This window comes from Gilliamella sp. App6-5 (assembly GCF_001690525.1).
Taxonomy (GTDB): Bacteria; Pseudomonadota; Gammaproteobacteria; order Enterobacterales; family Orbaceae; genus Gilliamella; species Gilliamella apicola_H.
This window is the reverse complement of sequence record NZ_LZGT01000065.1, coordinates 1-23,362: the sequence shown is the minus strand read 5'-3', so window position 1 is coordinate 23,362 and position 23,362 is coordinate 1. Positions and strand designations below refer to the sequence as shown.

Sequence of the window (23,362 nt, the reverse complement as noted above, 5' to 3'; positions counted from 1 at the left end):
CAGCCATATTGAGGTTGGCATTTTGGGCTTGCACTTCAATATCACCTTGGTTGGCAAATAGTTTCATGCCCGCTTTTTGCGCAAATAAGCCAATCGCTTCGCCCGCTGAAACAGTGACGTTGTTTAAAGCGTTGATGTCGGTTTGATTTTCGCTGGTTAAGGTGAGGCTGCTCGCTGTTGTCAGTTGAATATTTTCAGGGCTGGTTAGGGCGATGCCTTCTTGCGCATAGGCCAGTAGGCCACTTTGGGTTAGCTGAGTTAAGTTGGCTTTAAGTTGCGCTTGGCTGTCGGTATCGGCGCTGTGTGCCTCGGACTGGGTGGCGGCATTTTGTAGCGCTTTGGCAATAGAGAGGGCATTTTCAAGTTGGCTTATTGCCGCTTGCATATCGAGCTGTTTGCCTTGCGCTTTCGGCTCGGTTTGCGTGGTTAAGTATAAGCCTTTGTTAGCAGCAATCGCCCCCCATTCGTCGGTGCGCAGTTCAAAGCCTTCACCGCGAGGTTGTTTTTTTTCGTTAACTAAGTGACCAATATTAAGTTGAGTTTTGCCGTATTCGGTGGCCAGTTTGATATGCTCTTGCCCACGTTTGTCATCCATGCGCAGTTTGTTATTAGCCGGCGTGCGAATCACATTGCGGTGTTTGTTAATGGTGGTGACAAGGTCGGGGTGAGCACTGTCATGCATCGCATGGGCGATATACGGCCTATCGGGATTGCCGTTCATAAAGGCGATGGCGACTTCAGTGCCGTCAATTAACGGAAAGTGAAAGCCATAGGTGTTGCCCGCATACGGTTTGGCTAAACGTACCCATAAGCTTTCCGTGCCACTTTTCCACTCTTTTAAATCAAAGTTAAATTTAACCCGATAGCGCCCTTGCGGGTCAATATAGCCATAGGTGTCATGATTAGCACTGGTGACACGGGCAGGTAAAGTGCCACTAACTTGTGGCCAGCGTATAGGCGCAGGGCGATAGGGTTTTAAGGCTTGATAGGGAATGGCGGTAAAGGTGAGTTCATAAGCATCAGTGCGGTTACCCTGCCCTTGTACACTTAAAATAATCACACCGTCATTAATATCTGCCAGCGGGCTGCCGTTGATATTAATCCATTGGCCGGGAGCAAGGTTATAGTGATTACTCTTGCCTTTGAGGATAATTTGCTGGCTAATCGCCTGTTCATGGCGAATACGGGCATACCACTGACCGCTTTCAATCTGATTATCGTGAGTGTTATTGTCATTATCACTATTATCATCACCACGAGTGTGTGGATTTTCCTGTCCGTTACTCTCTAAGCCTTTATAGTGCTCGGCATAACGGTAGTCGGTGCCATAGGTGGTAAGGTCTTTGGGTTGGGTGTTAATCTCGCCCTGTAAATCGGCTAGGGCATCACGGTAGTTATCGTCTTGTACCTTGACTGAGGAGACCACTACTTCACTATGCAGGCTGATATCCCACACACTTTCAACGCCCGTATCTGCCATGCCACTGGGTTGTTTATAGTCAATATTAGCCACCTGCGCATAGCCTTGTTCATAATCACTTAACACCATCACATCACAATGATGTTCGGCGTGCGTTTCAAAGCGAAACCAGATACCCACATCGGCCAATAAGCGTTGAATAAATTCAAGGTCACTTTCTTGCCACTGCGTGATAAACTCCCGCTCAGGGTAGCTATCTTTTAGCTCTAAACGGTAATCAATGCCCGTCAAACCATGACTGCGTAGCACTTCTTCAACTACACTCACCACACTTTGCTGTTGAAATATGGCACTATGTTGCCCCACTGCGAGCCGCGCTAAGCACGAGGATAACACCACCTGATAATGGGCTTCCTCTTTATTGACGGATAACTGACTAAACTCAGTAATCACCCCATGCAAGGTGCGTTTATTCGTCAACGTGGGCAAGTCACTTAATGAGCGGATAGCAGAAGTTAATGGTTTGTTGATAACCGGATTAAAGGAGAAGGTCGATTTTTGATTAAGAAAGGAATCAGGCGATAAGGTTTTGTCAGTACTGGTAAAGGAGATTACATAACGCCAAGGCTGGTTTAACGACTCATCACCCTCAACATGTAAAACCGAAATCGGCGCGCCCAGCCCGTCAACCGTTAAGGTATAACGATTATGGCTAACGCCCCCTAAGCCCGCCATTAAATCGCTAAACCCGTCACCGAGCTGGCTCAGAAGACGATTAAGTTCATTTGACATGTTTTCCTCCTATTATTTCTAAAATTCATACCGTTTATTTTTATTATGCTATTGGTTTATCGCTATCGCATTGTTTTTATGCTGACTATTTTTAACGTAAGCGATAATGCAAACAGAGTATAGACTATTTTAACGCAAAATTTAACCTTTTTAATCAATATCTTTGTTTAATATGAATAATTTCCGTTAGTTAAACCAGTAACTGATAGCGGCTTAATGCCTTTGTTGAATAAGGGATTTAAGCAACGTTATGCTTTATTAGTTATATTTTTTTAAATAATTAAATTTAAAATAATTTTATGCTGAAACGGTATAGAATCCTGAATATTTTTTACAAAAATTAATCTATTTTTGCACCAATAAAATAGGGGGAGTGATAATCGTTATATAAATGAAAAAATTCATTCAATCTGCCAGCCCAGAAACGAAAGGGAAAGTAGAAAATGTGATTTATCGTTGGTTTTGTTCATTTTGAGGAAGAAAACTAATCATTTATAAATAATTAACCAACGACCTATTATTTTGTGAGAATTTGTGGTAAAAAGTGGGGGTTAGTGGTAAAAATAGATTATTTAATTAACTTGATGATTTATATTAAATAAAAATTAACAAGAAATTTATAAATAATGGTACTTTCATGTTTAGTGGTGCAATTTCGGTCAATTTAGATAATAAGGGACGGTTAGCAATTCCTACTCGTTACCGTGAATCTTTGTCTGAAGGTATGGTTTGCACAATTGGTTTATACCATTCTTGTTTGACGCTTTATTCTCTGTCTGAATGGAAATGTATCGAACAACAGCTTGCAACATTATCAACGATTGTAGAAGCTGAACGTAGAATTAAGCGATTGTTATTGGGTTATGCAACTGAGTGTTTGATGGACAGTTCAGGTCGAATTTTATTGCCACCTACGTTACGTACTTATGCAAAATTAGAAAAAAATACAATGTTTGTTGGTCAATCTAATAAATTTGAAATTTGGGATGAGGCGATTTGGTATCAACAAATTAACGATGATATTGCTGCATTACCAACCGATATTGAAAACTTATCAGATAATTTGAAAAGTTTAACTATTTAATAAGAGTAAAAAATTGATGGATTATCAACATACAACGGTTTTATTAAACGAAGCTGTAAACGCATTAAATATAAAAAAGGATGGCATTTATGTTGATGGTACTTTTGGGCGAGGCGGTCATTCTCGTTTAATACTTGAACAACTTGGTACACAAGGTCGGTTGATTGCTATTGATCGTGATGAGCGTGCTGAGCAAGTTGCTTTAAAAATAACAGATCCTCGATTTACTTTTATTCGTGGTGAGTTTTCAAATATGTACCAATATATTGATAAACTTGAATTAATGGGTAAGATTGATGGCATCTTGTTAGACCTTGGTGTTTCATCGCCACAGCTTGATGACCCCGAAAGGGGATTTTCTTTTATGCGTGATGGACCACTTGATATGCGTATGAATAACCATAAAGGTTTAACAGCAAGTGAATGGTTACTCAGCAGTGATGAAGACGATATCGCGTGGGTGTTAAAGACATTTGGTGAAGAGAAATTTGCCAAGCGTATTGCTCGAGCGATCGTGGAGCAAAATAAAGTTTCGCCGATCACCCGTACTTTGGAGTTGGCTAATTTAATTGAAAAAGCAACGCCAAGAAAAGATAAAAATAAGCATCCAGCTACACGTAGTTTTCAGGCTATTCGTATTTATGTTAATAGCGAATTGGAAGAAGTTGAGCAAGTATTAAACAGTAGTTTATCTGTTCTTGCCAATCATGGAAGGCTTGCTGTTATTAGCTTTCATTCTCTAGAAGATAGAATTGTAAAGCAATTTATTAATAAACAGAGTAAAGGTCCGGATTTACCCGCTCGATTACCACTAACAGAACAACAAATTAAACAATATGGTGGTGCTAAATTAAAATCGCTTGGCAAAATTAAGCCAAATACTATTGAAATTAATAATAACCCGCGTTCTCGAAGCGCACTATTAAGGGTAGCAGAAAGGAAAGATGAATAGCAACCAATACAATGAAACTTTTCCAGATAAAATCGACATGGATAAAGATATTCAAAGAAGACCAAGCCGGAGTTTATTTGGTTTAATTATTGGTGATTTATTTGGCCATCAAAAAATTTCATTGTTATTACTGGTAATGATCATTATTTCTGCTGGTGCTGTATTAATAACAACACAACAGGTTCGTAAACAACTATTTGAACGCGAGCAACTTTTATTGGAACAAGATGTATTAGAAAGCGAATGGCGAAATTTAGTTATTGAGGAAAATGTCCTTGCAGATCCCAAGCGAGTAGAAGAAAGAGCGAAGAATCAATTAGGTATGTCTTATGTGACGCCGCAAAATGAAACAGTTATTGTGATAAAGAGTAAATAATGAAATCCGTCACTAAAAATAAAAAAAACAAAGCAAAAAAGACGACAAAAACAAATAAAGCCAATAAGTTGAATAGTAAAAAGCAATATTTTACTCCTAATCGTTTTTATATTGTATACGGTTTTATTATTTTTGCGATTATTTGTCTTATTGTCCGAATGACATTGTTGCAAATTATTGAACCCGATAAACTTATTGCAGAAGGTAATAAACGTTCGCTTCGTCACCAAGAAATGGATGCGCCAAGAGCAATGATCACCGATCGTAACGGTCGTGCATTAGCAGTAAGTGTGCCAATGTTTGATGTTTGGGCAGATCCTAAAATTGTTGTGAAAAAGGGGGGCGTTAAAGCAGATGATATCAGGTGGCAAGGGTTAGCTAAAACGTTAAATATCCCAATGTCGACATTAGCGCAAAAATTGGGTAATCCATCAATGCGATTTGTTTATTTGTCTAAGCAAGTAACGCCAACAATATCTGACTATTTAAAAAAACTAAAACTACCAGGAATATCATTTGCGAAAACATCTAAACGTTATTACCCAGCGGCAGAAAATATAGCTCAATTAATTGGTTTAACAGATATTGATGAAAATGGTACCGAAAAAGGTTCTGAGGGTATCGAAAAAAGCTTTAATAAATGGTTAATTGGTGAGTCTGGGCAGAGAATAGTGCGACGTGACCGAGTAGGTCGTGTGATTGAAGAATTAGAGCGTACAGAAAGTGAAACGGCATCAGATTTAACACTAAGTATCGATGAACGTTTACAATCATTGGTGTATAGCGAACTTAGTCAAGCAGTTGAATTTAATAAAGCAGACAGTGGAACAGCGGTATTGATTGATGTACATACGGGTGAGATTTTAGCAATGGCAACTAGTCCATCTTATAATCCTAATAATCGTTCATCAATTGATTATAATTTATTGAGAAATAGAGCTGTTACTGATGCATTTGAGCCTGGTTCTACGGTTAAACCTTTAGTGGTAATGGCTGCTTTAGAAAAGAAAATAGCTAATTTAAATACCATTATTGACACAAGACCATTTTATGTTAATCGCTATGAAATTAAAGACGTGTCATATCAAAAAGCACTCAATTTGGCTGGTATCTTGGAAAAATCAAGTAATGTTGGGGTAAGTAGATTAGCTTTACAAATGCAGCAGGGCGATCTTGTAGAGTTCTATAGCCGCTTTGGACTTGGTCAACCAACGGGGTTAGGTTTAGGTGGTGAGGTTAGTGGCTCAATTGCAGCTGATAGAACCAGAAAATGGGCTGATATTGAACGAGCGACATTTGCATTTGGGTATGGGTTAAGTGTTACACCGTTACAGCTAGCAAGAGCTTATGCGACCATTGGTAGTTATGGAATTTATCGACCGGTATCAATTTTAAAAGTCACAGAACCGGTAAAAGGTCAACGTGTAGTTGCTGAAAAAGAGGCTAAAACAGTCGTTCAATTAATGGAAGCGGTGGCTGTTACTGGTGGAGGAACCAAAGCATCGGTTCCTGGTTACAGTGTAGGCGTTAAAACAGGAACAGCAAAAAAATTATCGGGTGGGCGATATGTTAATCAATATTTAGCGTATACCGCAGGTATCGCGCCTGCAACAGAGCCAAAATATTCCCTTGTCGTTGTGATTGATAATCCAAAAGCAGGTCAATATTATGGCGGGTCGGTTTCTGCTCCTGTTTTTAGCCGAATTATGGGCGGCGTTCTTAGAACGATGAATGTAAAACCAGATCGCCAAGTTGATGGCCAAATGATTATTTATTAATAGGTGGAAATGATGGCTACAAGCTCATTTAAAACATTATTTGAATTATTAGGTGGAAGTCGTAATCTAAAATTAAACGATTTTCCACTTAATCATTTGCGTATTGATAGTCGTAAAGTGAAAAAAAATGATGTTTTTGTTGCGATCAAGGGGCATACCGTTGATGGGCGAACATTTATTCCTCAAGCCATTTCAGCAGGTGCAGCTGTTATCTTAATCGAAACAAAGAGAAAATCCAATGATCTAAAAATTGACTATCTTAAAAAAGATAATAAACCGGTCATCCCACAAATCAGTGTTTTTCAACTTTCGCAACGTTTATCATTAATTGCCAATGATTTTTATCATTCTCCATCGAAAAAATTGTCGGTTATTGGCGTAACTGGGACTAATGGTAAAACAACAGTTACCCAGCTCATTGCGCAATGTACAACATTACTTAATGACAAAACAGCTATTTTAGGCACTATTGGTAACGGAATTTATAATCAAATTGAACCATCAGCTAATACGACAGCTTCGGCAATAGATGTGCAAACATTATTAGCTGATTTTGTAAAAAAACAGGTCAAAGTTGTGGCCATGGAGATTTCTTCTCATGGTCTTGCAATGGAGCGCGTTAAAGGGCTAAATTGCGTAGCTACTGTATTTACCAATTTAAGTCGTGATCATCTTGATTACCATAAAACCATGAGTAAATATGCTAAAGCAAAATGGTCATTATTTACTCCTGATGAAAAAGAAAAAAAAGTTTTAACTGCTGGTAAATCGATTATTAATTATGATGACAAATATGGTAAACGTTGGATTGAAAAACTTTCTCAAGTGACGGCAGTATCATGCCAACCTAAATCATTGCGCCGATTAAAAGCCTTAAATATACCTTATGTTGGGGTTTCTATGATTGATTATCATGATAAAGGTGCCCAAATTCATATGGAGTCAAGTTGGGGAAATGCCATTATTCATAGTCGATTATTAGGTGAATTTAATGTTTCAAATCTATTATTAGCTATAGCTACGCTTTTAACATTGGACTTTCCATTTTTTGCGGTAATTAATATGGCTTCTTTTTTGAAACCTATTTGTGGACGAATGGAAGTATTGCATATTAAAAATAGTCCAACGGTCATTGTCGATTATGCGCATACTCCTGATGCATTACAAAAAGCATTACAAGCAAGTCGAATTCATTGTAAAGGAACTTTATGGGTAATTTTTGGTTGTGGTGGTGATAGGGATAGCGGTAAAAGACCTTTAATGGCTGAAATAGCAGAACAGTTTGCCGATAAAATTGTTTTGACTAATGATAATCCACGTACTGAAGATGAAATGAAAATTATTGAAGATATTCAACAAGGTTTACATCATACCGACAACTTATACATAATTACCGATAGGGTGCAAGCCATTACACAAACGTTAAAACAGGCTAAACCTAATGATGTAATTTTAATTGCAGGTAAAGGGCATGAGGATTATCAAATAGTGGGTAAAACTAAATATCACTATTCAGATCAAGAAACAGTTAAAAAGCTTTTAGGAGTAGAGAATCAACCATGATTCCATTAGAAATTGAGCAAATAAAAAAAATAGTGAATGGTAAATCTTATCATATTCCAGATGAAAGTATTGTGATTGATTCTATTTGTACTGATTCACGAAAAATCGTTAAACAATCGTTGTTTATTGCACTTGTTGGTGATAATTTTGATGGGCATGCTTTTGCTGAGCTTTCTATCAAAGACGGTGCTATAGCTGTGATTGTCGATCATAAAATTGATAAAGCAATACCGCAGATTGTTGTCAAAGATACTCGCTTAGCTTTAGGGGAAATTGCGAATTTTGTGCGCCAAAAAAGTACAGCCAAAATTGTGGCACTTACAGGCTCATCAGGTAAAACATCAGTTAAAGAAATGACAGCAGCCATTTTGCAAAATTGCGGGCAAACCCTCTATACACAAGGTAATTTCAATAATGACATCGGTGTGCCATTAACACTTTTGCGCTTAACCAAGCAGGACCAATTTGCAGTAATAGAACTAGGTGCTAATCATATTGGTGAAATTGCCTATACTACCAATCTTGTTCAACCGCAAAGTACTTTAATTAATAATATTGCTGAAGCACACATCGAAGGGTTTGGTTCGCTTGAAGGTGTGGCAAAAGCTAAAGGTGAAATCTTTCAAGGATTACCTAATGATGGTATGGCTATTATTAATTTAGATAGTTGCTCTGATAAATGGTTTGCTCAGCTAATAAATAAAACAGCTTGGACATTTTCGTTGGCCAACTCATCAGCCGATTTTTATGCGAGTAATATTCAATATGCTCAACAAACGACATTTACATTACATACCCCAAAAGGTGAATGCGCAATTGTATTACCGCTAGTTGGACAACATAATGTTGCAAATGCTATTGCGGCATCAGCTTTAGCGATCTCTGTTGGTGCAACCTTTAGTCAGATTCAGCAAGGTTTAGCTACTTTAAAACCAGTAAAAGGTCGGTTATTTCCAATAAAATTAAATCAAACCCAATTAATTTGGGATGATACTTATAATGCTAATGTTGGTTCAATGTCGGCGGCAGTGAAAACCTTGGCAAAACAAGCAGGATATCGAGTATTGGTTGTTGGTGATATGGGAGAATTAGGGGTTGAAGCTGAAAAATATCATCGACAAATTGGTGAACTTGCTCATGATGAAAAAATTGACTGTGTTGTGAGTGTCGGTAAATTAAGTCAATTTATTAGTCAGTATAGTGGTGTGGGTCACCATTTTAACAATAAACCTGATGCTGTGAATTTTCTGTTAACGTTATTACGTCAATATCCAACTTTAACTATGCTAGTTAAAGGTTCACGTAGTGCCAAAATGGAAGAAATCATCGAAAAAATTCAAATTGAACAATAGTGAGTTAGGATTAAAATTATGTTGGTGTGGATATCAGAATATTTAGTGAAACATTTTACCTTTTTTAATGTTATCTCTTATTTAACAGTAAGAGCCATTTTAGGATTATTAACTTCTTTAGCGATTTCTTTATTTTTTGGTCAGAAAGTGATTGATGGGTTACAAAAATTGCAAATTGGGCAAGTTATTCGTCATGATGGACCCGAATCACATTTAAGTAAAAAAGGTACGCCAACTATGGGGGGCGTGCTTATTTTAGCATCGATTATCTTATCGGTATTTTTATGGGCAGATCTTCGTAATCCTTATGTTTGGGTTACCTTATTTGTTTTAATTGGTTATGGCATTATTGGCTTTGCCGATGATTATTTAAAAGTGATTCGTAAAAATAGTGCCGGTCTTATTGCAAGATGGAAGTATTTTTGGCAGTCGGTTATCGCATTAATTGTTGCTTTTGGTCTGTATGTTTATGGAAAAGATAGCGCAGTAACAGTACTTGTTTTACCCTTTTTTAAAGATGTTATGCCACAATTGGGGTTATTATTTATTCTGCTTACTTACGTTGTGATTGTTGGTGCTGGTAATGCTGTGAATTTAACCGATGGACTTGATGGACTTGCCATTATGCCAACTGTCTTTGTTGCGGCTGGTTTTGCTCTCGTATCTTGGGCAACAGGTAATGTTAATTTTGCTGCTTATTTACATATTCCTTATATTAAATTTAGTGGTGAATTGATGATTGTCTGTACCGCAATTATTGGTGCGGGACTTGGCTTTTTATGGTTTAACACATATCCAGCTATGGTTTTTATGGGCGATGTTGGGTCGTTAGCTTTGGGCGGTGTGTTCGGTATTATTGCAGTCTTATTAAGACAAGAATTTTTATTACTGATAATGGGTGGAATATTTGTTATTGAAACACTATCAGTAATTTTACAGGTTGGTTCATATAAATTACGCGGTAAACGGATATTTAAAATGGCGCCGATTCATCATCATTATGAATTAAAAGGTTGGCCTGAGCCTCGCGTTATTGTTCGGTTTTGGATTATATCATTAATGTTGGTATTGATTGGTTTATTAACCTTGAAGTTGCGTTAATTAAGAATAAATCGGGATGGAATCATGGTTAGCTATCAGGGCAAAAATGTTGTTATTATTGGGTTAGGCATCACAGGGCTTTCTTGTGTTGAGTATTTTCTTGCTCAAAATGTTATACCTAAAGTTATTGATACGCGTTCATCTCCATCAGGGATTGAGCAATTAGACGAACGTGTTGCTTACCATTTAGGTGAATTAAATATTGATTGGTTGCTTGATGCTGACTTAATCATTGCCAGCCCTGGTATTGCTTTATCTACGCCCGAATTGCAACAAGCAGCTAAAAAAGGGGTTGAAATTATTGGTGATATTGAGCTATTTTGCCGTGAAGTAAATGCACAATCCAATAAACCAATTGTCGCTATCACAGGTGCTAATGGTAAAACAACGGTAACAACCCTTGTTGGTGATATCATTAAATCATCGGGTATTAAAGTCGGTGTTGGCGGGAATATAGGCGAACCTGCACTATCCCTTTTAAAGCAGGATTACGATATCTATGTGCTCGAATTATCAAGCTTTCAACTAGAAACAACTGACAGTTTACAAGCGACAGTTGCAACAATTTTAAATATCTCAGAAGATCATATGGATCGCTATCCGCTTGGCTTAATGCAGTATACCGAGGCTAAACAACGCATTTATCATAATGCAAAATATTGTGTCACTAACTATGATGATAAATTAACATCACCAATATCTAAGCACCATGCTTGTGTCTCATTTGGATTAAAAATGGGTGATTACCATTTAGATAGTCAATGTGAACATTTAATTGCTCAAAATAGTCCTGTTTTATCGACCAAAGTGATGAAGCTAGTTGGTTGCCATAATTATCTTAATGCCTTAGCTGCTTTGGCTATAGCAGATAAATTAAATATTGATCGAGAGTCAAGTTTAGCAACAATCACTTCATTTCAAGGTTTGCCGCATCGTTTTGAATTAGTTTTTGAACAAAATGGTGTGAAATGGATTAATGATTCTAAAGCGACTAATGTGGGGAGCACGGAAGCGGCCTTGAAAAGTGTTGTTTGTCAGGGCAAATTATATTTATTATTAGGAGGAGATGGAAAATCAGCGGATTTTTCGCCTTTAATTCCTTATTTACTGAATAACAATCTTGAAGTTTTTTGTTTTGGTCGTGATCGTAATTTGTTAGCTAAATTAGCACCAGCTGTCACAACAATGACTGAAACAATGGCGGATGCCATACAAATTATTGCACAAAAAGTAGCAGCAAATGATGTGGTTTTACTTTCTCCAGCTTGTGCAAGTCTCGATCAATTTAAAAATTATATTGATCGAGGAAACCAATTTGCCAAATTTGCCAAAGAATATGTTCATAGGAGTAAACAATGACATTTTTTTGGATAAAAAAACAAGTTAATCCAAATATACCATTTGATAATTCATTACTTTGGACTGTGTTTGGTTTAATGATATTTGGCCTGATAATGGTCACATCAGCATCGATGTCATTTAGCGAAAGTAATCCTTTCTTTTATACACAACGAGAGCTTATTCAGTTAGGACTATCACTATTTTTAATGTTTATTACGTTGTATATCCCGATGCAACGTTGGCAGCAGTTTGGTTCAGTGTTACTAATTATTGCTATTATTATGTTGATCGTTGTGCTAGGTATTGGATCTTCAATTAATGGCGCATCTCGTTGGATACCCTTAGGTGTCTTCAATTTTCAACCAGCAGAGCTTTCAAAATTAGCACTCTTTTTATTTTTAGCGGGTTACTTATCTCGTAAATCCGAAGAAGTACAAAGTGGTTTTTGGGGATTTTTTAAACCAATGGTTGTCATGGCAGTACTTTCAATTTTATTACTTAAGCAACCTGATTTGGGTACAGTTATTGTTTTGTTTATGGTGACTATTGGTATCTTATTTATTGCTGGTGCTCAATTGTGGCAATTTATTGCTATTTTGCTAACAGGGGTTGGTGCAGTGATTTGCTTGATCTTATATGAAGCCTATCGATTAACTCGGCTATTGACCTTTCTTGATCCTTGGCAAGATGCAACAGGTTCAGGTTATCAATTAGTTGCATCTTTAATGGCAATTGGTAGTGGAGGAATTACCGGTCAAGGTATGGGAAATTCTATCTTGAAATTGGGATATTTACCTGAATGCCATACTGATTTTATTTTTTCAATTATTTCTGAGGAGTATGGATATATAGGTGTGGTTGCTTTATTGTCATTACTTTTCTTTTTGACATTTAAGGCGCTTGCAATTGGTTATCGAGCTTTGAATGAAGGTTCATTATTTTCAGGTTATTTGGCCTGTGAAATTGGTATATGGTTTGGTTTTCAAACATTTGTTAATGTTGGTGTTACATCAGGTATGTTACCGACTAAAGGATTAACCTTACCATTTATAAGTTATGGTGGTTCAAGTCTTATCGTGATGAGTATTGCGGTTGCCATATTACTCAGAATAGATTTTGAATTTAGACAACAACAAGCGCAAGCAAGAATAAGGTTATTAAAGTAATGAAAAAATTATTAGTTATGGCAGGAGGTACAGGAGGACATGTTTTTCCGGGTATTGCTGTTGCGCATTATTTAATGAAGCAAGGTTGGCAAGTAAGATGGTTAGGCACCGCCGATCGAATGGAAGCACATCTCGTCCCCGAAAATGGTATTGATATTGATTTTATCGAAATATCAGGGCTACGAGGCAAAGGTATGATGGCACTATTAAAAGCGCCTTATAAAATTCTAAAAGCAGTTTTACAAGCTCGAAAGATTTTAAAAACCTATCGTCCTGATGTTGTTTTAGGTATGGGAGGATATGTTTCTGGTCCTGGAGGACTTGCCGCCAAAACCCTTGGCATACCAGTTGTATTACATGAGCAAAACGGCATTGCAGGATTAACTAACAAGTGGCTGGCTAAAATTGCCACTAAAGTTTTGCAAGCATTTCCTAGCGCTTTTCCTAAGGCTGAAGTAGTTGGTAATCCTGTGCGTAATGATCTTTTAACGGTTGCAAAACCTGAAGAAAGATTCAAAGATCGTCATGGACCAATTAGAGTATTAGTTATGGGAGGAAGCCAAGGCGCTAAAGTTCTTAATGACATTGTGCCTCAAGTGATAACAAAGTTGTCCGATAAATATGTGGTATGGCATCAAACGGGTAAAGGAATGTTAAATTCAGTAATGCAATCTTATCAAGATTGTGATATGACAAATAATAAAGTGACTGAATTTATATCTGATGTTGCTAGAGCATACAGCTGGGCAGATATTGTGATTTGTCGCAGCGGGGCATTAACCGTTAGTGAAATTCAAGTTGTCGGTATTGGCGCTATTTTTATTCCGTTTATGCATAAAGATCGTCAGCAATTTTGGAATGCAAAAGCATTAGCTGATATAGGGGCGGCTGATATTATAGAGCAACCAGATTTTAATGTTGAGTCGTTATCAAAGTTATTATTAAATTTACATCGCGACAAATTACTTGAAATGGCAATTAAAGCTAAAAGCCTCTCAATTGTAAATTCCACCGAAAAAGTGGCACAAACCCTTGAGTCAGTGATAAAATGATTAGTTTATGATATCAGTTTATATGATAATTTTGCCAAAAAGTTTCAGGTTAGGTGTATGTTTGAGTCAATGATTTGTTTGGACTAAGAAAAATAATTGCGATACAAATGTTCAATGATGATATGACGCGATACACTGCACAACAAAAGAATGATTAGGAGTTCGATAGTGAATACAAGGGAATTAGCGGAGTTAAGGGCAATTATTCCTGAAATGAAACGAGTCAAACATATTCACTTTGTGGGTATTGGCGGCGCGGGTATGGGGGGAATTGCTGAAGTTCTAGCTAATGAAGGATACGAAATTAGCGGTTCAGATATTGCTGAAAATGCGGTGACCCAACATCTAGAAACATTAGGTGCAAAAATTGTCATTGGTCATGCGGCTGAAAATGTGATTAATTCTAGTGTTGTTGTGATATCTTCGGCTATCTCACAAGATAATATTGAAGTGGTTGCTGCTCGTCAAGCGCGTATACCCGTCATTCAACGAGCTGAAATGCTTGCTGAATTAATGCGTTTTCGCTATGGAATCGCTATTGCTGGCACACATGGTAAAACCACTACAACCGCGATGGTAACTGCAATTTATGCGGAAGCAAAACTGGATCCAACTTTTGTTAATGGGGGCTTAGTTAAGGCGGCAGGAACACATGCTCAATTAGGTAGCAGTCGTTATTTTATTGCCGAAGCCGATGAAAGTGATGCATCGTTTCTTCATTTGCAACCAATGGTGTCAATTGTAACCAATGTCGAACCTGATCATATGGATACTTATCAAGGCAGCGTTGAAAATCTTAAACAAACGTTTATTTCATTTTTACATAATCTACCGTTTTATGGTTTAGCTGTTATGTGTTATGACGATCCGATTAACCGTGAGCTGTTACCTATTGTAGGACGTAAAATTATTACTTATGGATTTAATGAAAAAGCGGACGTTGTTATCAAAAATTATCGTCAAGAGCGAGGTGTAAGTTATTACACTGTTTGTCGTCCAAATCATAAAGATCTACATATAGAATTAAACGCACCTGGCAAACATAATGCTTTGAACTCGGCAGCGGCAATTATTGCTGCAACCGAAGAGGGTATTGATGATGAATCAATTATAAATGCATTAGCTAAATTTGCAGGTACCAGTAGGCGCTTTGATCTGTTAGGTGTATTCCCCCATATTAATGGAGGGGATATTATGATGGTTGATGATTATGGTCATCATCCAAGTGAAGTTAATGCCACTATTCAAGCTGCTAGAAATGGTTGGCCTGATCGTCGCTTAGTTATGTTATTTCAACCACATCGATATACACGAACTCGTGATTTATTTGATGACTTTGCACAAGTACTTTCTCAAGTTGATGTTCTTGTGATGTTAGATGTTTATTCAGCGGGTGAACCGCCTATTGCTGGGGCTGATAGCCGATCTTTATGCCGTTCAATTCGTAATCGAGGTAAAGTTGATCCTATTTATGTTTCAGATTTAGATATCTTACCTGAAATTATGAAAGAGATATTACAAGGTGGAGATTTATTATTAACACAAGGTGCTGGTAGTGTTGGTCGTATTGCTCGTCAACTAGCCAAAACTCAATTATTTTCAAAAGAGGTTTTATAAAAATGGTTGATAAAGTTGCTGTATTGTATGGTGGTACCTCTGCTGAGCGAGAAGTGTCACTTAAGTCAGGTAAAGCTGTACATGCAGGATTATTGGCAAATGGTATTGATGCCCATCTTATTGACACGAAAAATTACGCTATCACACAATTAAAAGAAGAAGGATTTACAAAAGTATTTAATATTTTACACGGACGTGGTGGAGAAGATGGTATCATTCAAGCAATGTTGACTTATCAAGATATTCCTTATACCGGTAGTGATATTCTTTCATCTGCGCTGACTATGGATAAGTTAAAAACTAAGTTAGTTTGGAAAGCACTTGGCCTACCTGTTGCTGACTATGTTATGGTTAATAAATCGCAGATAGTTGATATTGATGCTATTGTAAAACAACTTGGATTACCGTTATTTGTAAAACCAATTCATGAGGGCTCTAGTGTAGGTATGGCTCGGGTTAATGAAGCCTTTGAATTGAAAAGTGCGATTGACATGGCTTTTAAATATGATGATGCTGTTATGATTGAATCATTTTTAGCTGGTCCAGAATTTACAGTGGCAATTGTCGGTGAAGAAGTTTTACCTACAATTCACATTAAACCCACTACCAAATTTTATGATTATGATGCAAAGTATCTATCTGATTCAACGCAATATTTTTGTCCAAGTGGATTACCAGATGACAAAGAACAACAGATTCGCAAATTGGCATTAGATGCTTATAAAGCGGTTGGATGCAGAGGCTGGGGAAGGGTCGATGTTATGTTTGATGCGAATCAAAATCCGTACTTACTTGAAGTGAATACAGCACCTGGTATGACCGATCATAGCTTAGTGCCAATGGCAGCCAAACAACATGGTTGGTCATTTAATGAACTTGTGTTCAGAATTTTAAATTTGGCAACGCTATAATTGGCCTTATTTTATGAAACAAGTTCGGCAAGCAGCACGACGCGAAGATAAAAATAAAAGACGACTGCTTATTTTTCGTAATACAGAACAATTGATAGGCTTTTTGTTCTTTATTATGATTATTTTTATTAGTATTTGGGTAGTTCAAAGCTTTAAAAATTGGATGGATGATCCCGAGCAAATGGTATTGTCGCAATTAACATTAAGTGGAGAACATACCTATACAACTGAGGACGATCTTCGGAAAGCCATTCTAGGATTAGGCTTACCTAATACCTATATTGGACAAGATGTTAATGATATACAGCAAGAAGTGATGCGATTTCCATGGGTTAAACAAACCAGTATACGTAAGCAGTGGCCAGACAGGTTAATTGTCTATGTGGAAGAATATAAACCAGTGCTTTATTGGAATGACCTATTTTTACTGGATAAAAATGGCAATGTTTTTAGCGTGCCACTTGATCGTATTGCCACATTACAATTACCAAGGCTATATGGTCCTGAGGGCAAAGCAAAACCAGCGTTAGAAATTTATTATAAATTAGAGAATCTTTCTAAAAAATTAGCTAATAATCAGTTGGCATTACATATTAAAGCGGCTATAACTGATGAGCGTAACGCATGGCAATTGATGGTAGAACAGTGTGTATCTGGTACTTGCTTTGAAAATCAGGAAATGAAGTTGCTATTAGGTAGTGAAAATATTGAAAATCGATATCAACAATTCATTAAATTATTTCCCGAAATTCAATTAAGAGTGCCAGAAAATGAAAGAATAACGGTAGCTGATTTACGTTACGAAAATGGTATTTCAGTGCAAAAAGAAAAAATGGTGCAGTAAGGAATAAATTAAGGCTGAAGTATGAAAGCAACAGAAAAAAAATTGGTTGTTGGACTAGAAGTTGGTACATCTAAAGTACTCGCTCTTGTTGGTGAAGTTCTTCCTGATGGTATTGTTAATATTATTGGAGTAGGGCATTGTCCATCAAAAGGCGTTGATAAAGGCGGTGTAAACGATCTTGAGTCTGTCGTGAAGTCAATCCAACGAGCGGTTGATCAAGCAGAATTAATGGCTGATTGCCAAATATCTTCAGTATATCTAAGCCTTTCAGGTAAACATATCCGTTGCCAAAATGAAATAGGTATGGTTCCAATAGCGGATGAAGAAGTAACGGCTGAAGATGTAGAAAATGTTATCCATACAGCAAAATCAGTTAGAATTTTAGATGAGCACCGTATTTTGCATGTCATTGCACAAGAATATTCTATTGATTTACAAGAAGGCATTAAAAACCCTATTGGCTTATCAGGGGTAAGAATGAAAGCCAAAGTTCATTTAGTCACCTGTCATAATGATATGGCTAGAAATATTGTTAAAGCCGTCGAACGTTGTGGATTGAATGTAGATCAACTTATTTTTTCTGGATTGGCTTCTAGCTATGCAGTTTTAACGGATGACGAAAAAGAACTAGGCGTTTGCGTAATTGATATAGGTGGCGGCACAATGGATGTGGCTGTCTATACTGGTGGTGCTTTACGTCATTCAGTTGTCATTCCTTATGCGGGTAATGTTGTTACAAGTGATATTGCCTATGCATTTGGTGCACCGCCAATGGATGCTGAAAATATTAAGATTCGTTATGGATGCGCTGTCGGTTCGCTAATTGGTAAAGATGAAGTTATTGATGTACCAAGTGTAGGTGGTAGACCATCTCGCTCACTACAACGACAAACTCTAGCTGATGTAATTGAACCACGTTATTCAGAACTTCTCTCGTTGGTACAAAAAGAGTTACTTACATTGCAAGAAGAACTTAAAAAACAAAATATCAAATACCAATTAGCGGCAGGTATTGTATTAACCGGTGGTGCTGCTCAAATAAAAGGAATGGTCGAGTGTGCTGAAAAAGTTTTTCAAAATCAAGTGCGTATTGGGCAGCCATTGAATATATCTGGATTAACAGACTATGTACAAAAACCTTATTGTTCAACAACGATAGGGCTATTACATTATGGAAAACAAAGTTTATTAAATGATGATGCAAAAGATAGTAATAAATCATCATTAAAAGGGATAGCTAAACGATTGACCGGTTGGTTTAAAAAAGAGTTTTAGCTAATATATTTCAAGAACTTCGTGGACATTGTAGATGATTATCTGTACAATGTTCCTAGATCGTAAATTTGGAGATAAGTTATGTTTGAGCCTATGGTTGCAGATGATGAACCAGCAGCAGTCATTAAAGTTATTGGTGTCGGTGGTGGCGGAGGTAATGCTGTCGAGCATATGATTGCTGAGCATATTGAAGGTGTTGAGTTTTTTGCGGCAAATACCGATGCACAGGCATTAAAAAGAATTAAGGTGGGTCAAACTATCCAGATCGGTACTAATGTTACTAAAGGGCTTGGTGCAGGTGCTAATCCTGAAGTGGGTAGGAATTCCGCTGAAGAAGATCGGGAGGTCATCCGTAGTGCCATCGAAGGTGCTGATATGGTTTTTATCGCAGCTGGAATGGGTGGGGGCACTGGAACGGGTGCAGCACCTGTAGTTGCAGAAATAGCAAAAGAATTAGGTATTCTAACGGTTGCTGTTGTTACTAAGCCTTTTGGTTTTGAAGGTAAAAAGCGAATGGCTTTTGCAGAGCAAGGTATTTCTGAATTAGCAAAACATGTTGATTCACTAATTACTATTCCAAATGATAAGTTATTAAAAGTGTTAGGTCGTGGTGTTAAATTACTAGACGCTTTTGCTGCCGCTAATGGTGTTTTAAAAGGTGCTGTGCAAGGTATTGCTGAGCTTATTACTAAACCAGGTCATATCAATGTCGACTTCGCTGACGTAAGAACGGTGATGTCTGAAATGGGATATGCGATGATGGGGTCTGGTCGAGCTAGCGGCGATAATCGTGCGGAAGAAGCTGCTGAAATGGCGATTTCTAGTCCATTGCTTGAAGATATCGATTTATCGGGCGCTCGAGGTGTATTAGTTAATGTAACAGCAGGATTAGATCTTGGTTTAGAAGAGTTTGAAACAGTAGGTAGCACAGTTAGAGCATTTGCTTCTGACAATGCCACCGTTGTTGTTGGTACGACTTTCGATCCTGATATGTCTGATGAAATTCGAGTAACAGTGGTTGCAACTGGTATTGGTATGGATAAACGTCCAGAAGTTAAAATACCTAAGCCTGTTCCGCGCAATGATTTATTTGGTCAAAGTAATACTCTGGGTCAACAAGAAGATAAATTAGCGAAAGTTGTTAATGAACCAACAGCTTCTCCTCTTGATAATCGTGAGATTTTAGATATTCCTGCTTTTATCCGTAAGCAAGCGAATTAAAATGAACTTATTTGATTTTTTATTGTCAAAATCGATAGGAACACATAACAAAGTAGGTGCAAAGTGAAACAAAGAACATTAAAAAAGACTATTCAAGCAACTGGTGTTGGTTTACATACTGGTAAGAAAGTTACTTTGACATTACGTCCTGCGCCTGAAAATACAGGTATCATTTATCGCCGTACTGATCTAAATCCATATGTGGATTTTCCGGTAGATGCAAAATCTGTGCGTGATACCATGCTTTGTACTTGTTTAATAAACGAAGACAATGTTCGTATTTCTACTGTTGAGCATATCAATTCTGCTTTAGCAGGGCTTGGTATTGACAATATTATTATTGAAGTTAATGCTCCTGAAATACCAATCATGGACGGTAGCGCAAGCCCATTTGTCTATTTATTACTTGATGCGGGTATTGCAGAACAAAATGCACTCAAAAAGTTTTTGCATATAAAAGAAACAGTTCGAGTTGAGAATGGAGATAAATGGGCTGAAGTAAGGCCCTATAGTGGTTTTAGATTAGATTTCACTATTGATTTCCATCATCCAGCTATTGATAGCAGTTCGCAGCGTTATCAATTAGATTTTTCGTCTGAATCGTTTATTCGCCAGATCAGTCGCGCAAGAACTTTTGGTTTTATGCGTGATATCGAAGCGTTACAGTCTAAAGGCCTATGCCTAGGTGGTAGCTTAGATTGTGCAATCGTGGTTGATGATTATAAAGTGCTTAATGAAGATGGTTTACGTTTTGAAGATGAGTTTGTGCGTCACAAAATGCTGGATACTATCGGTGATTTATATATGAGCGGTCATAATATGATTGGTGAAGTAGTTTGTTATAAATCTGGTCATGCATTGAATAATCAATTATTGCAAGCATTGTTAGCGAAACAAGATGCATGGGAATATGTGACATTTACAGAAGAGCAAACAGTGCCACTTGCATTGGGTACTCAACAACTTATTCTAGCGTAAAATCATAAGTAATATTGTTATAATTATAAACGCTCCTATTTTTAATGGGGGCGTTTTTATTTTATATTAAAGAGATAATAAAATGAATAATAGCCATTTTTTTGCTCATTTGTCACGATTGAAACTAATTAATCGTTGGCCTTTAATGCGTAATGTAAGAACTGAAAATGTATCAGAGCATAGCTTACAAGTTGCTTTTGTGGCACATGCTTTAGCAATAATTAAAAACAAAAAATTTAATGGTCATGTTAATCCCGAGCGAATTGCATTATTAGCCATGTATCATGATATTTCAGAAGTCATAACCGGTGATCTACCAACACCTACAAAGTATTATAATCCGCAAATCACGGTTGAATATAAAAAGATTGAAAAAATAGCACAACAAAAACTTATTAAAATGCTCCCTAAAGAGTTACAAGATGATTTTAGAACATTAATCGATGATGATTTTTATGATGAAGCAGAAAAAAGCATCGTAAAACAAGCGGATACATTATGTGCTTATCTTAAAACGATTGAAGAACTTAGTGCGGGTAATAATGAATTTAAATTGGCTGAACAACGTTTAAAAAAGACTTTATCTGAACGCAGTAGCCCTGAAATGAATTACTTTCTAGATGTTTTTATTCCAAGCTTTAGCTTGTCATTAGATGAAATAACTATGTAACAATGAGTTATCTAGCTAATTGTTGCCTATTTTGTCTTTATCATATTTTATTTTATGAAGTGTAAATATCTTGGTGTTTACCTATATTTTAGAAGTGATAGCTTGGTGTCGACATATAGCATTTTGCCTAGACTGGTTTTGTTATACCATTTAGCTTGTCATCTTAATTTATCTTCAGAGAGTTTTTCAACTAGGCATTTAAATAGAGCAAAACTTCAGTTATCACGGACAAAATTTAAACCGAGAGACTGGTTTATATTTCAATAATTTCTGATATTATAAAGCGTTAGCCACCCTGAACCGATTGGGCTGCTGGATGGGTCGACTCTGTATCCGTATGCGCTTAATGGGTTGGCTTGGATCGATCCGACGACGGCAGTTTTGTCGATACAGTTAAACATGCAATTACAACAATAGGCAAAAAATACCAAGTTGCAGAAATATTCAGATTTACAAGTACACTAAAAATTAATGGAGTTACTTTTAGGAAAAACGATTATTTCTATCTACACAATCTGAACAGAGATCATTACCAAGCATTTTCATCTTGAAATAAATCTAAAGGCGTATTCAGTTCAGATGGTACATTTAATGAAAAGAAATCTGTGTTAACAAAAAGAGAGACTGGGTTGTTGAAATGAACTTACACATAAAAAATGAATTAAAAAATAAAATGTTGCAGAATAGCGATGATTTAATAAAAGATACTTTTTGCTATTCATTATTTGAAGAAGGTTTTTTTCATGCCAATCTAATTGAGATTATAATAAAAAATGTAGAAGAATATATATCACTAGTTAAAAATGATATTGATATAAAAAACCTTTTAATTTGGATTTGTCAATGTGTCGACCAATGTTTTATTTCTCATCATGATAAAGATGATTATTACACTATAAAAAATTATTCCTCTGAAATTGAAAGTAAATGGATTAATGGCTGGAAAGCAAGAATACAATTATTAGTTGAAAAGTTATAAAATAAAAAATGAAATATTACCGGGTTACCTCTTAATTTTGCCATTCACATTGCTACTACCGCACCGACCTGAACGGCTGTTTGGGAGAGCTTACTGATGCGAACGGCGAAATACTCTGGGAATGAAACTATCAGGTTTGAGGTAAGCATATTTAGGAAATTGAACACGAATCAATAGAGTATGTAAATACCCCAAACTTAGTACAAGATTCAAGTAGAAAATCATGCTGTTTGTTTTAGTGTTTTATACTCAATCGGCGTCATGTTATTTAATGCCTCATGCGGTCTTTCGGTGTTATAAATCGTTAACCATTCTTCGGTTATTCTCCTTGCTTGTGCTAAGTTGTTAAAAAGATATAAATCGAGTACTTCAGTACGATAGGTACGATTAAATCGTTCAATGTACCCGTTTTGATATGGGCTACCGGGCTGGATATAATCAATGGCTATATCATGTGATTTAGCCCAGTTTATAAAGGTTTTTCCTGTAAATTCTGGTCCATTATCGACGCGTATTTTTAATGGATACCCATGATATTCAGCCAGTTTATCTAAGTAACGGGTAATCCTTCCTGCTGGTAAGCTTACTGCAATATCAATACCTAACGCCTCACGATTAAAGTCATCGATGACATTGAATGTCCTAAAGCGACGTTGATTACAGCTACTATCACTCATAAAATCCATTGACCAACATTCACCTTGTTTATTAGGAACCAATAGCTTTTCTGGTGTTCGTTGGGGGATACGTTTTTTACGTTTAGCTCTAATATTAAGTTTTAACTCACAATACACCCGATACACCCGTTTATGATTCCATTTATAGCCGAGCTTTCTGATGCGATTAAAACATTTGGGAAAGCCCCAGCGTAAATGCCGGTCTGTGATAGC

Annotated in this window: 20 protein-coding genes; 18 read left to right on the top strand and 2 right to left on the bottom strand. The window is 36.9% G+C overall.

The annotated features are described in order from the left end of the window. Positions 1 to 2,212: type VI secretion system Vgr family protein (locus A9G24_RS07585; RefSeq protein ID WP_065638464.1), on the bottom strand; the 2,212-nt coding region annotated here is incomplete at its 3' end. A 637-nt stretch (positions 2,213 to 2,849) separates the two neighbouring features. Between A9G24_RS07585 and mraZ the strand changes: the two genes are divergently transcribed. The 18 genes from mraZ to A9G24_RS07495 all read left to right on the top strand — a co-directional run bounded on the left by mraZ (position 2,850) and on the right by A9G24_RS07495 (position 22,472). After that, positions 2,850 to 3,296 (top strand): division/cell wall cluster transcriptional repressor MraZ, encoded by a 447-nt coding sequence (gene mraZ, locus A9G24_RS07580; protein ID WP_065581904.1) that lies wholly within the window; start codon positions 2,850 to 2,852, stop codon positions 3,294 to 3,296. A 16-nt stretch (positions 3,297 to 3,312) separates the two neighbouring features. After that, positions 3,313 to 4,248, top strand: coding sequence for a 16S rRNA (cytosine(1402)-N(4))-methyltransferase RsmH (gene rsmH, locus A9G24_RS07575; RefSeq protein ID WP_065638463.1), 936 nt, complete (start codon positions 3,313 to 3,315; stop codon positions 4,246 to 4,248). Further along, complete coding sequence (gene ftsL, locus A9G24_RS07570; RefSeq protein WP_141673115.1) at positions 4,241 to 4,624, top strand: cell division protein FtsL; 384 nt, start codon at positions 4,241 to 4,243, stop codon at positions 4,622 to 4,624. The genes rsmH and ftsL overlap by 8 nt, the downstream gene beginning before the upstream one ends. Then, entirely contained in the window at positions 4,624 to 6,402 is a 1,779-nt protein-coding gene (gene ftsI / locus A9G24_RS07565) for a peptidoglycan glycosyltransferase FtsI (RefSeq protein WP_065638462.1), read from the top strand. The genes ftsL and ftsI overlap by 1 nt, the downstream gene beginning before the upstream one ends. 12 nt (positions 6,403 to 6,414) lie before the next feature. Then, on the top strand, positions 6,415 to 7,965 hold the full coding sequence (murE, locus tag A9G24_RS07560; protein WP_065638461.1) for a UDP-N-acetylmuramoyl-L-alanyl-D-glutamate--2,6-diaminopimelate ligase: 1,551 nt from the start codon (positions 6,415 to 6,417) through the stop codon (positions 7,963 to 7,965). After that, entirely contained in the window at positions 7,962 to 9,317 is a 1,356-nt protein-coding gene (murF, locus tag A9G24_RS07555; protein ID WP_065638460.1) for a UDP-N-acetylmuramoyl-tripeptide--D-alanyl-D-alanine ligase, read from the top strand. The genes murE and murF overlap by 4 nt, the downstream gene beginning before the upstream one ends. A gap of 18 nt (positions 9,318 to 9,335) precedes the next feature. Beyond that, positions 9,336 to 10,418: a phospho-N-acetylmuramoyl-pentapeptide-transferase gene (mraY, locus tag A9G24_RS07550; protein WP_065638459.1), complete on the top strand. Its 1,083-nt coding sequence runs from the start codon at positions 9,336 to 9,338 to the stop codon at positions 10,416 to 10,418. A gap of 24 nt (positions 10,419 to 10,442) precedes the next feature. Then, positions 10,443 to 11,777 (top strand): UDP-N-acetylmuramoyl-L-alanine--D-glutamate ligase, encoded by a 1,335-nt coding sequence (murD, locus tag A9G24_RS07545; protein ID WP_065638458.1) that lies wholly within the window; start codon positions 10,443 to 10,445, stop codon positions 11,775 to 11,777. Next, on the top strand, positions 11,774 to 12,925 hold the full coding sequence (gene ftsW, locus A9G24_RS07540; RefSeq protein WP_081303128.1) for a cell division protein FtsW: 1,152 nt from the start codon (positions 11,774 to 11,776) through the stop codon (positions 12,923 to 12,925). Before murD ends, ftsW begins: the two co-directional genes overlap by 4 nt. Continuing rightward, entirely contained in the window at positions 12,925 to 13,977 is a 1,053-nt protein-coding gene (gene murG / locus A9G24_RS07535; RefSeq protein WP_065638457.1) for an undecaprenyldiphospho-muramoylpentapeptide beta-N-acetylglucosaminyltransferase, read from the top strand. Before ftsW ends, murG begins: the two co-directional genes overlap by 1 nt. A 168-nt stretch (positions 13,978 to 14,145) precedes the next feature. Further along, complete coding sequence (murC, locus tag A9G24_RS07530; RefSeq protein WP_065638456.1) at positions 14,146 to 15,594, top strand: UDP-N-acetylmuramate--L-alanine ligase; 1,449 nt, start codon at positions 14,146 to 14,148, stop codon at positions 15,592 to 15,594. A 2-nt stretch (positions 15,595 to 15,596) separates the two neighbouring features. Next, positions 15,597 to 16,505, top strand: a complete 909-nt coding sequence (locus A9G24_RS07525) for a D-alanine--D-alanine ligase (protein WP_065638455.1) — start codon at positions 15,597 to 15,599, stop codon at positions 16,503 to 16,505. A 13-nt stretch (positions 16,506 to 16,518) separates the two neighbouring features. Then, positions 16,519 to 17,349, top strand: coding sequence for an FtsQ-type POTRA domain-containing protein (locus A9G24_RS07520; RefSeq protein ID WP_065638454.1), 831 nt, complete (start codon positions 16,519 to 16,521; stop codon positions 17,347 to 17,349). A 21-nt stretch (positions 17,350 to 17,370) separates the two neighbouring features. After that, a complete protein-coding gene (ftsA, locus tag A9G24_RS07515) occupies positions 17,371 to 18,624 on the top strand; it encodes a cell division protein FtsA (protein WP_065638453.1) in 1,254 nt (417 codons plus the stop codon). Positions 18,625 to 18,705: 81 nt separating this feature from the next. Continuing rightward, a complete protein-coding gene (gene ftsZ, locus A9G24_RS07510; protein WP_065638452.1) occupies positions 18,706 to 19,845 on the top strand; it encodes a cell division protein FtsZ in 1,140 nt (379 codons plus the stop codon). A gap of 63 nt (positions 19,846 to 19,908) precedes the next feature. Next, on the top strand, positions 19,909 to 20,823 hold the full coding sequence (gene lpxC / locus A9G24_RS07505) for a UDP-3-O-acyl-N-acetylglucosamine deacetylase (protein WP_065638451.1): 915 nt from the start codon (positions 19,909 to 19,911) through the stop codon (positions 20,821 to 20,823). 82 nt (positions 20,824 to 20,905) lie between these two features. Beyond that, positions 20,906 to 21,493, top strand: coding sequence for a 5'-deoxynucleotidase (yfbR, locus tag A9G24_RS07500; protein WP_065638450.1), 588 nt, complete (start codon positions 20,906 to 20,908; stop codon positions 21,491 to 21,493). A gap of 637 nt (positions 21,494 to 22,130) precedes the next feature. Further along, positions 22,131 to 22,472 (top strand): hypothetical protein, encoded by a 342-nt coding sequence (locus A9G24_RS07495; protein ID WP_065638449.1) that lies wholly within the window; start codon positions 22,131 to 22,133, stop codon positions 22,470 to 22,472. A gap of 221 nt (positions 22,473 to 22,693) precedes the next feature. Here the strand turns inward: A9G24_RS07495 and A9G24_RS07490 are convergent. After that, the coding region (locus tag A9G24_RS07490; protein ID WP_081303040.1) for an IS3 family transposase at positions 22,694 to 23,362 on the bottom strand (669 nt) is incomplete at its 5' end.